Genomic DNA, 14,411 nt, shown 5'->3' on the forward strand with positions numbered 1-14,411 from the left:
GGATCGGCACCGGCACCGGCACCCGAAACCGGCTTCGACGGCGCGGCCTGTTCGCGAGCGGAGACGGTGCGGAGCAGCCTGAGGGACCCTCGACTCGGCACGAAAGCGGAACCCCATCCCGGGTTGTCTCGTCACTTCCCATATGACGAGGGGGATTCCGTCGCGCGGGCAGGTTGGGGAGCCACCGCGCAGCGATGAGTCGGGGGGCTTGTCCTTCCAAGTGTTGGGACCTACCCGGGTTTCGGGTCCCGACGGAAGCGAACTGAACATCGGCCCGAGGCGGCAGCGCGAGTTGTTGACGCTGCTGCTGTTGCGCCCCGGGGTCGCGGTGCCGGTGGACCGGCTGGCCGAGGAACTGTGGAACGGACGCCCGCCGCCCGGTGCGCGATCGACGCTGCATGCCTATCTCTCCGGCCTGCGACGGGTGTTGGAGCCGGGACGGCGGGCGCCCTATCGGGTATTGACTACGCGCGATGACTCGTACGCCCTGGAGGTGCCGGCCGGGCAACTGGACACCACGCGATGGCATGCGTTGGCCGAGGCGGGCCGGGCCGCGGTGGCCGCCGGTGCGCTCGATCGGGCCGACGAACTGCTTCGGGCCGCATTGGCGTTGTGGGTGGGCGACGCGTTCGCGGAGTTGGCCGATCACGATGTGGCGCAGGCCGAGCGGGCACGGTTGGCCGAGGAGCACACCGGGCTGTTGGAGGAGGCCGCCGAGTGCCGACTCGCGCTCGGCGCACACGCGTCGGTGATCGGGGATCTGATGGCGCTGGTCCGGGAGCATCCGCTGCGGGAGCGGGCCCGTGCGCAACTCGCGCTGGCGCTCTACCGATCGGGGCGGCAGGCGGAGGCGTTGGCGGTGTTGGAGGCCGGCCGGCGTTTGTGTGCGGAGGAGTTGGGCTTGGACCCCGGGCCGGGACTGCGCGAACTCCAGGCCGCGATCCTGCGACAGGATCCGGCGTTGGCGACACCGGAGCGGAGACCGGCGGCCTCGGTGTGCCGAGGTCGCCGCGGCGTCGTCGTCGGACGACTGCGCGTCCCTTGCTCACACCGGGATGCGTCGCACCGGCGGTGGTAGCGGTCGCAGAGGTGGGCCGGGTCCGGCCCACCACCCGCCACACCGGGCGGTGACCGGCGATGCAACCACGCTGCCCGGGCGCGTGTCAGGCGTCTGCGGCGGGTGTGGGGGTGCCGCGCGGGCGACGACGTCGGATGAGCAGGGCCGCGGCAATCAGTAGAGCTCCGACCACGCCCGCCACGATGGGCAGGATGGTACCGACGAGCACGATGGCGTCGTGGCCGTCCTCGGCGTCGTCCGCGGCGGCCTTCACGGACCCGGGGGTCTGCTGGTAGACGACGTCGGAGACCGGCAGCAGCGGGAGGAAGGCGCCGTTGCCCGGGGCGACGACCCCGGCCACGCGTTGCTGGGACCGCTTCGTGTCGATCACAATGCCGGTCTCCGGTTCGATCCAGAACGTGTCGGCGCTCTCCAGCGTGTAGGAGAGCGGCACCGGATTGCCCAACGTGGGCAGCAGCGCCGCCAGCTGCTGCTTGGTCGCAGGCGGGAGGGGGCCGAGTTGGGCGACCGACGCCAGGGTCGCCTGCGGGACTGCCGGTGGCAGACCGGCGAGCACCTGCGAGTCGGTGATCCGGGTGGCCGGCAGGTGCGCCTCGTACACGTATGTGTCGACGCCCGACTTGCTCTCCGTACGCACGTACGTCAACGGCGTCGTGGTCCCGGTCTCCGGCCGCCAGCCGGTGTACGTCTTCTTCTTCGCGCCGAACGGCCAACTCACCGTCAGACCTCGGGCGTCGACCACCGTCCAGTTCGCCGGATGGCCGGCCGGCTGGAGCGTCTTGCGGTCGACGGCGTACCTCCAGTCGGTCTTCTCGACCGGGTTGCCTGCCGCGGTCGTTGTCCGGCTGTCGCTGACCAGGGCGGTGTCGCCCGACGTCTCCTCGACCTTCACGGTCCGTTCGACGGCCAGGGGGACGTCCCGCTTCACGGCCGTCACAAGGTTGCCCTTCGCCACCTCCTGGGCGTCGAGCAGGGTCCTGAAGCTGCCGGTGTAGGAGCGCTTGGCGTCGGTGTCGTCAGGCAGTCGGACCAGATAGTTCGGAGTGATGACGTACGCGAGCACGAACGCACCGGCGATCAGGACCAGGCCCACCACGATGCCGACGCCGCGGAGCAACATGTTCGTCCGCATGATCTGCTCTCCCGATGAACTGGATCCGTGTACGCGTGTCTGTCCGACCCAGTCTTTCCGAGACATCCCACCACCGCGCCCGCCGACAGCCATCCGTGTGACGACACCGCCGAACCGGCACCGAGCGACCGAGTCCGACCGGCACGTCACCCGGACGGGGGCGCCCGACTCCGACATCGTGACGACCGCTCGGGGACCGGCGCGGGCGTCCGGAACGAAACGATGCGTACAATTCCGGACGTGAGCACAGTTGCGATAGCCGTCGCCGACGGGATCCTGCACTTCGAACTGGCCTTGGCCTACGAGCTGTTCGGCACGGCCCCGCCGGTCCCGGTCGAGGACTGGTACGAGCTCGCCATCTGCGGGGCGGGCACCGTGCGGGCCGACGGCCGCTTCCTGCTCGAACCGGACTGCGGCCTCGACCGGCTCGTCCTGGCCGACACCGTGATCGTCCCCGGGTGGGCCGACGTCGACGCGGACCCGCCGGCGGACCTCGTCGACGCCGTACGCGCGGCTCACGAGGCCGGCGCGCGGGTGGCCTCGCTGTGCACGGGCGCTTTCGTACTGGCCGCCGCCGGCCTGCTGGAGGGGCGGCGGGCCACCACGCACTGGGCGCACACCGAGGTGTTGGCCGCGCGCTTTCCCGGCGTCGAGGTCGACCCGGACGTGCTCTACGTCGACAACGGCAGCGTGCTCACCTCGGCGGGCAAGGCCGCCGCGATGGACCTGTGCCTGCACCTGGTCCGGCGCGACCACGGCTCGGTGATCGCCAACGCGCTCGCCCGCAGGCTGGTCGTCCAGCCGCACCGGCCGGGTGGCCAGGCCCAGTTCGTCGCCACCCCGATGCCCGAGCAGCCCGACCACCCGCTCGGCGAACTGCTCGCGTGGGCGACCCGACGGCTGGATCAGCCGCTGACGGTGGAGGACCTGGCCCGCCGGGCGAACATGAGTTCGCGCCACCTCGGCCGCCACTTCCGCTCGATGACGGGCACCACCCCGTTGCAGTGGTTGCTGACGCAGCGGATCCACCGGGCCCAGGAACTATTGGAGACCACGGACGACAGCGTGGATGCCATCGCGGGGGCCACCGGCATGGGCACCGGCGCCACCCTCCGCCGCCACTTCAACCGCACCGTCGGCGTACCCCCGGACGCCTACCGCCGCACCTTCCACCGCCGAAGGGCCGACGGCACGGCCGGGAGCCCGGGGTGACCGTCATCGACTCCGGGGGCGCACGACATCTGCGGTGAAGCCCTGGGCCGGACGCGGCCTAGCGGCCGCCGGCGACGGACAGTACGACGTCGGCCAACTGCTCGGCGGCGTCGGGGCGGCCGTGTTTCCGGGCCTGCCTGGCCATTTCGGCGCGCCTGTCGGGATCCGTGAGCAGGGGTTCCACGGCGGCTTGCAGGGTTTGCGGGGTGGCCTCGCCGAGCAGGGCCGCGGCGGCGCCGGCCTCGTGCAGGTGGCGGGCGTTGTGGGCCTGTTCGTTGCCCGCGGAGGTGGCCAGCGGGACGAAGACGGCGGCCTTGCCCAGCGCGGTGAGTTCGGCGAGCGTGCCGGCGCCGCTCCGGGAGATCACCACGTCGGCCAGGGCGAGTACGTCGGGCAGTTCGGGGCCCACGTAGTCGGTCAGCAGGTAGCGGGGGGCGACGTCGGCGGGGAGTGTCGCGGTGTGCTGCCGAAGGTCGGCCAGGTTGGACGGACCGCACTGGTGGATGACGTTGGCGTGGGACAGCAGCCACGGCAGGATGTCCCGCACCAGGGTGTTGATCTGCTGTGATCCCTGCGCCCCGCCGGTGACGTAGACGGTGGGGCGGCGCCGGTCGAAGCCGTCCAGGCCCAGGACTTGGAACGCCCTGTCCGCCTGCCCGGACAGGACTTCGGGCCGAACCGGGTTGCCGGTGACCACGGCGCTCGCACGGGCCGACTCGGGGAGGAGCGGCAGCGTCGATTCCGAGGACACCGCCACGCGGGTCGCCCGGCGGGCGAGGGAGCGGTTGGCCAGGCCCAGTCGCACCGTCTGCTCGTGGACCACCAGGGGACGACGGGTCAACCGGGCCGCCAGACCTACCGGGACGGCGACGTAGCCGCCCGTGGCGAGCACGACGTCGGGACGGAATCCGGCGACGATCCGGCGCGCCTGGGCGATGCCGAGCGGTACGCGGATCATGTCCTTGATGTTGGCCGGGGAGATCATCTTCAGGGGATTGGCGGAGCGCCGGATCTTGCCGGTCGCGACGGAGGCGAACCGGATCCCGGCACCGGCGGCGACCCGGGCCTCCAGGCTGTCGGCCGTCCCGACCCACAGGACGTCCAGCGTTCCGCCGGTGGCCGCGAGCCTGGCCTGAAGCGCACGCACGGTGGTGAGCGCCGGGTAGGTGTGACCCCCGGTCCCGCCTCCCGTGACGATGAGCCGCAGGGTCGAACCGGGACCGCCTGCAAGGCGGTTGACGTCGCTATCCACGAAGGAGCTACCAATCTGACTGCACCGGCCCTCGGCCCGTGCCGCGGGAGTGAACCAGTCGCGGACGATAGCAGCCGTTCGGCTGGAACTCGGGGTCCGCCGACGCCGCAGACACATCCCGAAGGGCCGCCGGAAGACGCGACGGTCTGGTGCCGATCGGGACGAACCGGCGCTCCCCTTGGGCGTGTTCGTCACTGCCGCTGTAGTGGGCCGAATTTCGACAGTCAGCCTTTGAGCGCGCGTACGAGATCGGTCCAGGCGGCGGGGCCGACTGTGAGATAGCCGCGGGTTGGGTCTTGGGAGTCGCGTATGCCGGTCTTGGTCGGCAGCGGTGCGACCTCCACGCATGCATCGTTGTGTGCCGACCGCTGACTTTTTCGCCAGGCGTACGTATCAGTCGTGCTCAAAGAATGTCCCATCTCGTCGTGCGCGGTGCCAGCGTGCTGTGCCGTTACTGGCCTACGACAGGGTTGGTCAGACTTGAGGGCATGTACGACTTCGAGTTTCGACGGTACCGCCACACCGAGAGGTGTCGCCGTTGATTGGGATGTTGCCCGGCCCCACTTGGCTGGGGCGGGCAACGTTTGGCTCCTCAGTGCTCGGGCGCGCGGAGTCGGTCGGTCATTGCAGCCCATGCCCGCCAGGTGAAGGAATGTACGGGACTGTCGGGAAGCTTGCTGTCGCGGACGAGAGCTTTGCCTTCAGCAGTCGCGGTTTCGACGCAGTTTCCGCCGGTGCCGCCGCTGTAGCTGCTCCTGCGCCACGTGTGTCGGTCACCATTCGTCATGCGGATCAGAACTCCTTCAGGATTTCGTCGATCATGGCGTTCAGTGCGGCAGGCCGTGTGGCGTTGGCCTGTAGGTGCTCGAAAGCCACGGTATAGGCGTCGATTTCGTGTGCCTTCTCCAGGTAGAGCGCGCTGGTCAGTTGTTCGAGATAGACAACGGGGCGTGCTGCCGATCGGCCTCCCGCCTCCGCCGGTGTCGCCGTATCCCGGAAGGTGAGCATCGAGAAGGCGTTGAGCATGCTCGTATGTGCTCCGGCGCTGAACTTGAGCACTTGGATGTGGATACCCGGTTTGGCCGCAGTCTCTTGAAGACGCGTCAACTGTGCCCTCATGACGGCAGGGCCGCCCACCCGCCGTCGAAGTGCTGCTTCGTTGATGATCATCCAAAGACGGGGTGCCTCGGCCCGAGGGCGCTCCAGAATCTTCTGGCGTGCCATGCGCAGGCCGACACGGCGCTCGATCTCCTCGTCGGTCGCGTCCGGCTGGGCTGCGCGCAGGATTGCTCCGGCGTACTCGGGAGTCTGGAACAGTCCGGGGATCAGCTCGGCTTCGTAGGCGCGAATCTCGGCTGCTCCGTCTTCGAGATTCACGTAGACACCGAACCAGTCGGGCAGGACGTCGTTGTAGGTGTGCCACCAACTTTTCACGGTCGCACGCGCTTCCCGCGCCAACTGACCCAGGACCGAAGTCAGTTCGTCAGTCGCCGAGTAGAGCCGGCAGAGCATGGTGACATCGTGGCTGCGGATGCCGACCTTTCCGGATTCGATTCGCCAGACCTTGGCATTCGACCATTCCATGTGCTCGGCGACGTGCTCACGCGACAAACCTGCCGCCTCGCGGAGACTCCGCAGCTCGTTGCCCAACCTGCGCCGTGTCACGGTCTGGTTATCGGCCACGCGTTCCTCCGGGGGAGATCGGTGATGTGCGACGTAGTCGAGGTTGCCGCACGGTCACCTGCATGATGCTGCATCGTCACCCTCCGGGGTCGACTTTTGCCGTTCTGCTTGTAGCGAGCATTGCAGATCAAGTAAACGTAGGGATGCGCTTCCCCTGCGTTACTCGATGCGGGGAACCGGTCGCACCTGCGTGTCGAGAGAGGCGTACGCATCCGCGTTCGAGCGCCGGCTGCGAAGGCGACGGGGGAGGTGCGGCAATGCGAACAGTGAGCAAGCAGCGAATCGAACACGCCCGATCGAGGCGAACACGCTGAGGGCTCAAAGAAGTTCGTCCGTGCCGGACGTACTCCAAACCGGGTAGCGGCCGACTGCGCCGCCCCTTCAAGTGACAGCGGCCGGGGTTCTCGATTGGACCCGTGAGCCCGGCCGCTGTCCCCATCTATCCACCGTGAGGCAGTGATGGAGATTCAAGAATATCCAGCCGACGGGCGGTTGCCGATCCGTGTCGGGTCGCGGGTTCGGCACGTCGACGAGCATGCGGACTTGCCCGACGGGACGATCGTTGCGCTTCCCGCAGCCTCGGAGCGTGTTGCCGTCGTGCAGCCGTGGCAGACGGGGCGGTCGCCGTACCTGTGTCCGATCGGGCATCTGGTCGTGCTTGATCCGGATGTCGAGTTGGCAGCGGTGACACGTCAGTTGCGGCGCGTGGACGAGTTCGGGTGTGCCGTGGGTCGCCCGGTTTCGGTGCCGATCACGCCCGACGCCGGCGCGTCCGTTCGGGAGGCGATGTGACCAGGCGTTATGCGTGGCGGGAACTGCCGTGCCAGGTCATCGAATTCGTGGAGAAGGCCGCCGGCCCGGTGCACGCGGTCGAAACTGTCGCAGGTCCACACACCAGTTCCTTCGCCGCGACCGTCACCACCTCCACCGGCCTCGTGTTCGTCAAGGCCGCCGAGGAGGCCACCGCGCCCCTGTCCGCCCGCGCCCAGACCAGCGAAATCGCGGCGAGCGCCGTCACCGGCATCCTGTCTCCGCGCCTGTTGCAGCACGGCACGGTCGACGGGTGGCGGGTCCTCGTGTTCGACCACGTCGAGGGCCGGCCCGTGCAGTTGCGGCTCGGCTCGCCCGACCTGGCCCAGGTGGTCGGGGTCGTGGACCGCATCGGGCGTATCCAGCCCGGCCGCAGTGCCGGCCTGCCCACCCTCGTCGGCCGGCTCCGGGAGCATCTCCCGACCGCCCGGACCGGCCCACTGTGCGGCAACCGCCTCCTGCACACCGACCTGACCTCGGCCAACATGATCATCCGGCCCGACGGCCGACTCACCGTCGTGGACTGGGGTCAGGTGGCGCTCGGCCCACGATGGGCGGAGATCGGCTTCCTCGGTGCGGCGCTGCTCCACGAGGGCCACAACCTCGGTGAGGTACGTCGCTGGATGTGGCGCTTCCCCGACTGGCGCCGCACCTCGCCGACCGCGCGCCGCGTCCTCGCCGAGGCGATGATCGGCCACACCGACGGCCGCGACACCTGGTGGATCAGCCTGGTCGAGACACCCATCGCGGGTTGACCCACCGACCCGACCCGGCGAGCGGAGGCCACGCCCTCGGCGGCCTCCGCTCGCCGGGTCGAACCGGAACCACAGTCTTCATGCACAGCCTGTGGACAACCCTGGGCACGACTTCGCCGGTCCTGTGGACGGCAACGCGGACGACGACGCCCGCCCGTCCGACAGCGGCCGAGCGGCCTCCCGCAGACCGGCCCGGTGCCTCCGACAGCGCTCGCAAAAATACTTCCTCCATCCGCCCGTCACACTTTTTTCGGCCCGTCCGTCAGGGAAGCAGGAGCCCGGCAAGGGCCCCGCGGAGAGACCGGGAAGCGAATCCGAGACCCGGTCCGAACAACGGGAGCAAGTGATGACGAAGTCGATTCTGGTCACCGGTGGCACGGGCACCCTCGGCCGTCTGGTCGTCCCGATGCTGCGCGACGCGGGCAACAACGTCCGCGTGCTCAGCCGCACCGGCGGCGGTACTCACGAAGGCGTCGAGTACGTGACCGCCGACCTGCTCAAGAACGAGGGCGTCGAAGCCGCCGTCGCCGGGATGGACACCGTCCTGCACCTGGCGGGCGGCCCCAAGGGCGACGACGAGGCCACCCGCAACCTGGTCCGGGCGGCGAAGGACGCCGACGTACGGCACCTGGTCTACATCTCGGTGGTCGGCGCCGACCGCGTTCCGCTGGGCTACTTCAAGGCCAAGCTGGGCGCGGAGCAGGCGGTGGCGGAGTCGGGCCTGCCGTGGACCACGCTGCGCGCCGCCCAGTTCAACCAGTTGATGCTGACCGTGATGGGCAAGATGACGAAAATGCCGGTCGTCCCGGTCCCCGGCGGGGTACGCCTTCAACCGGTCGACGTGCGCGATGTGGCCGACCGCATGGTCGAGTTGACCCTCGGCGAGCCGGCCGGCCCGGTGCCGGACCTGGTCGGGCCGAAGGTCTACACGATGGGCGAGGCGATCGGCAGCTACCTCACGGCCAACGGCAAGCGCCGCCCGAAGCTGCCGGTCCGCTTTCCGGGGAAGGCCGGTCGCGCCTACCGCGCCGGCGAGAACCTGACCCTGGAAGGCGCCACCGTCGGCACCCGCACCTGGGAGGCCGCCCTCACCGAACTCGTCGGCTGACCCTCCGCGGGCTGCCTACCCACACCGCAACTCCGGTACGGCGCAAGCACCGACGCCCCCGCGAGCCACCGCCCGAACCGCCAACCCCGAGCCGCCACTCGAAGCATCATCCCGAGCCGGCGCCCCGAACACCGCGACGCGCGCGCGGTGCCCGGCGCGAAAGCTCCGACGGCCCGACCGCTCGACTGCCCGCCCAACGGCGACCACCCCAACGGCGCGGCGCCAGGCGGCGATGCCGCGACCGCCACCACCAACCGCCGACCGCCGAACCTCAATTCACCTGCCGCCCACCCTCACCCCAATACCGCGCCCGCAGCGTCTTCTTGTCCGGCTTGCCGAGCGGCGACAGCGGAATCGAGTCGGTGAAGTCGATCGATTTGGGCGCCTGTACCGCGCCCTTGCGCTCCTTCACCAGCGCGATCAGCTCCGCCGGATCCACCTCGTGCCCGGGCCGCAGGACCACGACCGCCTTGACCGCCTCGCCCCACTTGTCGTCCGGCACCCCGACCACCGCGACCGCGGCCACCGCCGGATGGGCCGAGATCACGTCCTCCACCTCACGGGGGAAGACGTTGAAGCCGCCGGTGATGATCATGTCCTTCTTGCGGTCCACGATCGTCAGGAACCCGTCCGGGTCCGCCCGGGCGATGTCGCCGGTGTGCAACCACCCACCACGCAACGCCTCTTCGGTCTGCTCGGGCTTGTTGAGGTAACCGGCCATCACCAACGGGCCGCGCACGCAGATCTCGCCCGGCTCGCCCTGCGGCACCTCGTTCAGGTCCTCGTCGAGCAGCTTCACCGTCAGGAACGGCACCGGCCGACCGCACGAGGCAAGTCGCGCCGGGTCGTTCGGGTCGTGCTCGTCCCGGCGCATGACCGTGATCGTCATCGGGCACTCGGCCTGGCCGTAGTACTGGAAGAAGATCGGCCCCAACCGCTCGATGCCCTCCTTCAACCGCGCCGGCGACATCGCGGAGGCGCCGTAGAACACCGTCTCCAGGCTGGACAGGTCGTACTTGTCCAGGTCGGGGTGATCCAGGAGCACGTACAACATCGTCGGCACCAGCATCGTCGCGGTGATCCGATACTTCTCGATCGCCGCGAGCACCTGCTTCGGATCGAAGTGCGGCAGCACCACGATCGAACCGCCGCGCAGCAGCGTCGGGATGAACGCCGACATGCCCGCGTGCGACAGCGGCGTGGCGACCAGGAAGCGCACCTCGTCCGGCCAGTCCCACTCGGCGAGTTGCACGGTCGGCAGGGTCACCCCGGAGCGATAGGTGGACATCACGCCCTTGGGCCGACCGGTGGTGCCGCCGGTGTACGCGTAGCCCGAGACGTCCTCGGCGCTCACCTCCGGCGGCGTGAGCACTCCCGGCTCGAACTTCGCGGCCAGCGCGAGCAGATCCACGCCCAGGTCGGCCGAATCCGGGCCGAAGGCCAGCAGCTTCAGGTGCGGCAGCCGCTCCTTCAGCGCCGCGGCCCGCTCGCCGTACGGCCCCGGGTCGTAGATCAGCGCCTCGACCCCGGCGTCGGCCAGAACGTACGCGTGGTCCTCCAGCGAGCCCATCGGATGCAGCGGCGTCGCGCGACAGCCGGTCAGCATGTTGCAGCCGGTCGCGAACAGCACCTCGGGTCGGTTCGCGGACAACACCGAGACCATGGTGCCCTTGACCACACCCAGCGACGCGTACGCCTGCTGGTATCGGCTGATCTCGTCGCGCACCTGACTGGCCGTCAAGACGCGATCACCGATGTACATCGCGGGCTTGTCGGCGTGCCTGGTCAGTGCGTGCAGGAGCAGATCGGGGACGAATACCGGGCGGTGCAGCGCGGCGGGCAGGTCGTACGACATCTGCGGCTTCCCCTCGGAGATGGCGGATGGTGATGGACCGTGGCGCATGCCGAAGGCAGCGCCGTACGACAACATGTTTTCGCCATCCATTGACCTCGTCAAGGAACCTTACCTATCGTTCGGCCGGTGGCCGACCTCGTTCCCAGGCCGAGAGGATGACCGTGTCGACACAGACCGTCAGTACTATCCAGTTCCCTTACAAGCGCACACTCGGACCGGTCATGGGTCGCTTCTTCTCGGAGCTGACCGCCCGTCGGATCGTCGGGATCCGGTCCGGTGAGCGGGTGATCGTGCCGCCCATGGAGTACGACCCGGAGACCGGGAACGAGCTCGCGCACGACTTCGTCGAGGTCGGCCCGGCCGGCACCGTCCGGTCCTGGACGTGGGTCGCCGAACCGATCGAATCGCACCCGCTGGACCGGCCGTTCGCGTTCGTCCTGGTCCGCCTGGACGGCGCCGACACCGACCTCGTGCACGTGCTCGACGCGGGCAGCGAGGACGCGGTGCGGACCGGCATGCGGGTCGCCCCGCGCTGGCGCGACGAGCCGGTCGGGCGGATCGACGACATCGTCTGCTTCGTCCCCGGCGAGCACGCCGAGAGCCCTGCCGGCGAGCCCGGCGAGGCGCAGGACGTGACGACCATGGAGTACTTCTCCAAGATCACCTACACCGACGTGCTCTCGCCCACGCTGGTCCGCTACGCGAGCAACCTGCGGGCCGGGCGTCTGACCGGGCAGCGCTGTCCGCAGTGCAACCGGGTCTTCCTGGGCCGGGGCTACTGCTCGGTGGACGCCATCCTGCTCGGACCCGAGCTGGACGAGGTGTTGCCCGACCGCGGGGTGGTGTCCAACTACACGATCATCACGCCCACGCCGTATCCGGGCCAGAAGGAGACCGAGCCGTTCGCGCGTGCCTCCGTCGTGCTCGAAGGCGACGAGATGGTGATCGCGCAGCAGCAGATCCTGGACATCCCGGTGTCCGAGATCCGAGTCGGCATGCGGGTCCAGGCGGAGTGGATGCCCGAGGCCGAGCGGGACGCGGCGGAGATCACCAGCAAGGGCTGGGGCACGGTCGCGGGCTTCATCAAGGGCTGGCGGCACACCGGTGAGCCGGACGAGCCCGCCGAGCAGTACATGAACCGGGTGTTCTGATGACGGCGCGTCGAAACGCGGGCGAGACAAGGGAGACGGCAGTGCGGCAGGACAGCGACATCGCGATCGTCGCGACCGCGCAGCTCCCGGCGGTGCGCCGACAGGAGCTCACCGAGACCGAGATGCTGCTGATGGTCGTCGACGAGGTCTTGGATCAGGTCGGGCTCAAGCGCTCCGACATCGGGTTCAGCTGCCAGGGGTCGTGCGACTACATCTCCGGTGGCACGTTCTCGTTCGTGCCCAACCTGGACGCGATGGGCGCGTGGCCGCCGATCCACGAGTCGCACGTCGAGATGGACGGCGCGTGGGCGATGTACGAGGCGTGGGTGCGCCTCAAGCACGGCGACATCGACATCGCGGTCGCGATGGGCTCGGGCAAGTCCTCCACCGGCGACCCGGCCGCGATGTACCCGCTCGAACTGGACCCGTACTACCTCGCGCCGCTCGGCCTGGACCCGGTCTCGCTCGCCGCGCTCCAGGCCCGGCAGTTGATCGAGTCCGGCAAGACCACCGAACGCGAACTCGCCGAGATCGCCGCCCGCTCGCGCCGTGACGCGGCGGGCAACCCGAAGCAGCAGGTGCGGGACGCCGAGCAGGACGTTGAGAAGCTGCTCGCCGAGGGCTACCTGCGCAATCCGCTGCGCAAGAGCGACCTGCCGCCGATCTCGGACGGCGCCTGCGCGGTCGTGCTCGCCCGCGGCCCGCGGGCCGCCGAACTGACCGAGCGCCCGGCCTGGATCACCGGCCTCGACCACCGCAGCGAGGTGCACAACCCGGCGCTGCGCGACCTGACCGACTCCGCCTCGACCCGGATCGCCGGGCAGCGCGCGGGCGGCGTGGCGGGCGTCGAAGTGGCCGAGTTGATGGCGCCGTTCACCGCGCAGGAGGTGATCCTGCGGCAGTCGTTGGGCCTGGCCGAGGACGTGGTGATCAACCCGTCCGGTGGCGCGCTCACCGGCAACCCGCTGATGGCCACCGGCCTGGTGCGGATCGCCGCGGCGGCCGACCAGATCCTGAACAACGGGCGCTCGCGCACGCTCGGGCACGCCACGTCGGGCCCGGCACTCCAGCAGAACCTCGTCTGTGTCCTGGAAGGTGACAACCGATGACCCATGAGCGCGTTGCCGTCGTCGGCATCGGCCAGACCAAGCACAAGAAGCGGCGCGACGACCTGTCCATCGCGGGTCTCGTCCGCGAGGCCGCCCAGCGCGCGTTGGACGACGCGCGGATGACCTGGAGCGACATCGACGCGGTGGTGATCGGGAAGGCGCCCGACATCTTCGAGGGCGTGATGAAGCCCGAGCTCTACCTCTCGGACGCACTCGGCGGGGCGGGCAAGCCGGTGTTCCGGGTGCACACCGCGGGCAGCGTGGGCGGATCCACGGCGATCGTCGCCTCGCACCTGATCAGCAGCCGGGTGCACAAGCGCGTGTTGGCCGTGGCGTGGGAGAAGCAGTCCGAGGGCAACGCGCAATTCGGCCTGGGCGGCGGCAAGTCCGGGTCGATCGGCGCGGGTGGCGCGTTCGCGCCGTGGATTCGGGCGTACATCCAGAAGTCCGGGGCGCCCGAGCACATCGGCTGGCAGGTGGCGGTCAAGGACCGGCAGAACGCGCTGCGCAACCAGTACGCGCATCTCCAGCTCAAGGACATCTCGATCGACAAGGTCCGCGAGTCGCCGATGATGTGGGACCCGCTGCACTTCCTGGAGTCGTGCCCGTCCTCGGACGGCGCCGGCGCGATCGTGCTGACCGACGAGGCCGGCGGCGACGCCGCGGCGGCCGACGGCCGGGCTCCGGCCTGGATCCTGGGCACGTCGATGCGGTCCGAGCCGTCGTCCTTCAACGGCCGCGACCCGATCCGCCCGCAGGCCGGCGTCGACTGCGCGTGGGACGTGTACAGGCAGGCCGGGATCACCGACCCGCGGCGGCAGATCGATGTGGCCGAGTTGTACGTGCCGTTCTCCTGGTACGAGCCGATGTGGCTGGAGGGCCACGACATCGCGCCCGTGGGCGAGGGCTGGAAGATGGTCGACCGCGGCGAGACCGCCTTCGACGGCGACTTCCCGGTGAACCCGTCGGGCGGCGTGTTGTCCTCCAACCCGATCGGCGCCTCCGGCATGCTGCGCTTCCTGGAGGCGGCGCTCCAGGTCCGGGGCGCGGCCGGGGAGCATCAGGTGGACGGCGCGAAGGTCGCGCTGGCCCAGGCGTACGGCGCGGCGGCGCAGTACTTCGCGATGTGGGCGGTGGGCGCGGACAAGCCGTAGCCGCCGGTCACCGCTCGGGACGCCGCCCGGTTCGGTGTTCGGGTCGGTGCCCGATAAATGGTAAGGCTCCTTGACCTTGATTTGGTCAAGGAGCCTTCCTATTCTGGGGCCT

Annotated in this window: 14 protein-coding genes; 8 read left to right on the top strand and 6 right to left on the bottom strand. The window is 69.7% G+C overall.

Annotated elements, in window-relative coordinates; translation table 11 throughout:
* Nucleotides 1-208: 208 nt before the first annotated feature.
* Nucleotides 209-1,078, top strand: coding sequence for a BTAD domain-containing putative transcriptional regulator (locus ACFZBU_RS37525; RefSeq protein ID WP_391588220.1), 870 nt, complete (start codon nt 209-211; stop codon nt 1,076-1,078).
* Nucleotides 1,079-1,163: 85 nt separating this feature from the next.
* On the opposite strand, the gene ACFZBU_RS37530 is transcribed toward ACFZBU_RS37525, so the two are convergent.
* Complete coding sequence (locus ACFZBU_RS37530; RefSeq protein ID WP_391588221.1) at nt 1,164-2,210, bottom strand: DUF3068 domain-containing protein; 1,047 nt, start codon at nt 2,208-2,210, stop codon at nt 1,164-1,166.
* 240 nt (nt 2,211-2,450) lie between these two features.
* Between ACFZBU_RS37530 and ACFZBU_RS37535 the strand changes: the two genes are divergently transcribed.
* Nucleotides 2,451-3,422, top strand: a complete 972-nt coding sequence (locus ACFZBU_RS37535) for a helix-turn-helix domain-containing protein (protein WP_391588222.1) — start codon at nt 2,451-2,453, stop codon at nt 3,420-3,422.
* 58 nt (nt 3,423-3,480) lie between these two features.
* Here ACFZBU_RS37535 and ACFZBU_RS37540 read toward each other — a convergent pair whose 3' ends face one another.
* From ACFZBU_RS37540 to ACFZBU_RS37555, 4 genes are all read right to left on the bottom strand, one after another.
* Entirely contained in the window at nt 3,481-4,674 is a 1,194-nt protein-coding gene (locus ACFZBU_RS37540; RefSeq protein ID WP_391588223.1) for a glycosyltransferase, read from the bottom strand.
* A gap of 224 nt (nt 4,675-4,898) precedes the next feature.
* On the bottom strand, nt 4,899-5,309 hold the full coding sequence (locus ACFZBU_RS37545) for a DUF397 domain-containing protein (protein ID WP_391588224.1): 411 nt from the start codon (nt 5,307-5,309) through the stop codon (nt 4,899-4,901).
* A complete protein-coding gene (locus tag ACFZBU_RS37550) occupies nt 5,267-5,461 on the bottom strand; it encodes a DUF397 domain-containing protein (protein ID WP_391588225.1) in 195 nt (64 codons plus the stop codon). The genes ACFZBU_RS37545 and ACFZBU_RS37550 overlap by 43 nt, the downstream gene beginning before the upstream one ends.
* 5 nt (nt 5,462-5,466) lie before the next feature.
* Nucleotides 5,467-6,357: a helix-turn-helix domain-containing protein gene (locus tag ACFZBU_RS37555; protein ID WP_391588226.1), complete on the bottom strand. Its 891-nt coding sequence runs from the start codon at nt 6,355-6,357 to the stop codon at nt 5,467-5,469.
* Between the two features lie 543 nt (nt 6,358-6,900).
* On the opposite strand from ACFZBU_RS37555, the gene ACFZBU_RS37560 reads away from it, so the two are divergent.
* From ACFZBU_RS37560 to ACFZBU_RS37570, 3 genes are all read left to right on the top strand, one after another.
* Nucleotides 6,901-7,149 (top strand): hypothetical protein, encoded by a 249-nt coding sequence (locus tag ACFZBU_RS37560; RefSeq protein WP_391588227.1) that lies wholly within the window; start codon nt 6,901-6,903, stop codon nt 7,147-7,149.
* Entirely contained in the window at nt 7,146-7,922 is a 777-nt protein-coding gene (locus ACFZBU_RS37565) for a phosphotransferase (RefSeq protein WP_391588228.1), read from the top strand. The genes ACFZBU_RS37560 and ACFZBU_RS37565 overlap by 4 nt, the downstream gene beginning before the upstream one ends.
* Nucleotides 7,923-8,268: 346 nt before the next feature.
* Nucleotides 8,269-9,030: an SDR family oxidoreductase gene (locus tag ACFZBU_RS37570; protein ID WP_391588229.1), complete on the top strand. Its 762-nt coding sequence runs from the start codon at nt 8,269-8,271 to the stop codon at nt 9,028-9,030.
* A 271-nt stretch (nt 9,031-9,301) separates the two neighbouring features.
* On the opposite strand, the gene ACFZBU_RS37575 is transcribed toward ACFZBU_RS37570, so the two are convergent.
* Nucleotides 9,302-10,885 (bottom strand): AMP-binding protein, encoded by a 1,584-nt coding sequence (locus ACFZBU_RS37575; RefSeq protein WP_391588230.1) that lies wholly within the window; start codon nt 10,883-10,885, stop codon nt 9,302-9,304.
* A 221-nt stretch (nt 10,886-11,106) separates the two neighbouring features.
* Between ACFZBU_RS37575 and ACFZBU_RS37580 the strand changes: the two genes are divergently transcribed.
* Genes ACFZBU_RS37580 through ACFZBU_RS37590 form a run of 3 tightly spaced genes read left to right on the top strand, consistent with a single transcriptional unit; the run spans nt 11,107 to nt 14,299 of the window.
* Entirely contained in the window at nt 11,107-12,036 is a 930-nt protein-coding gene (locus ACFZBU_RS37580; RefSeq protein WP_391588231.1) for a Zn-ribbon domain-containing OB-fold protein, read from the top strand.
* Complete coding sequence (locus ACFZBU_RS37585) at nt 12,036-13,145, top strand: lipid-transfer protein (RefSeq protein ID WP_391588232.1); 1,110 nt, start codon at nt 12,036-12,038, stop codon at nt 13,143-13,145. Before ACFZBU_RS37580 ends, ACFZBU_RS37585 begins: the two co-directional genes overlap by 1 nt.
* The gene (locus tag ACFZBU_RS37590; RefSeq protein WP_391588233.1) at nt 13,142-14,299 is read left to right on the top strand and encodes a thiolase domain-containing protein; all 1,158 of its coding nucleotides are present in this window, start codon (nt 13,142-13,144) and stop codon (nt 14,297-14,299) included. The genes ACFZBU_RS37585 and ACFZBU_RS37590 overlap by 4 nt, the downstream gene beginning before the upstream one ends.
* The last annotated feature ends 112 nt before the right edge of the window (nt 14,300-14,411 follow it).

Source organism: Embleya sp. NPDC008237 (assembly GCF_042956465.1).
Classification (GTDB): Bacteria; Actinomycetota; Actinomycetes; order Streptomycetales; family Streptomycetaceae; genus Embleya.

What these genes read in the sequence shown, in the direction of transcription:
- ACFZBU_RS37530 (WP_391588221.1), bottom strand. Translation starts at nt 2,210, where the DNA reads ATGCGGACGAACATGTTGCTCCGCGGCGTCGGCATCGTGGTGGGCCTG.
- ACFZBU_RS37545 (WP_391588224.1), bottom strand. Translation starts at nt 5,309, where the DNA reads ATGGGCTGCAATGACCGACCGACTCCGCGCGCCCGAGCACTGAGGAGC.
- ACFZBU_RS37585 (WP_391588232.1), top strand. Translation starts at nt 12,036, where the DNA reads ATGACGGCGCGTCGAAACGCGGGCGAGACAAGGGAGACGGCAGTGCGG.
- ACFZBU_RS37570 (WP_391588229.1), top strand. Translation starts at nt 8,269, where the DNA reads ATGACGAAGTCGATTCTGGTCACCGGTGGCACGGGCACCCTCGGCCGT.
- ACFZBU_RS37590 (WP_391588233.1), top strand. Translation starts at nt 13,142, where the DNA reads ATGACCCATGAGCGCGTTGCCGTCGTCGGCATCGGCCAGACCAAGCAC.
- ACFZBU_RS37580 (WP_391588231.1), top strand. Translation starts at nt 11,107, where the DNA reads ATGGGTCGCTTCTTCTCGGAGCTGACCGCCCGTCGGATCGTCGGGATC.
- ACFZBU_RS37550 (WP_391588225.1), bottom strand. Translation starts at nt 5,461, where the DNA reads ATGACGAATGGTGACCGACACACGTGGCGCAGGAGCAGCTACAGCGGC.
- ACFZBU_RS37575 (WP_391588230.1), bottom strand. Translation starts at nt 10,885, where the DNA reads ATGTCGTACGACCTGCCCGCCGCGCTGCACCGCCCGGTATTCGTCCCC.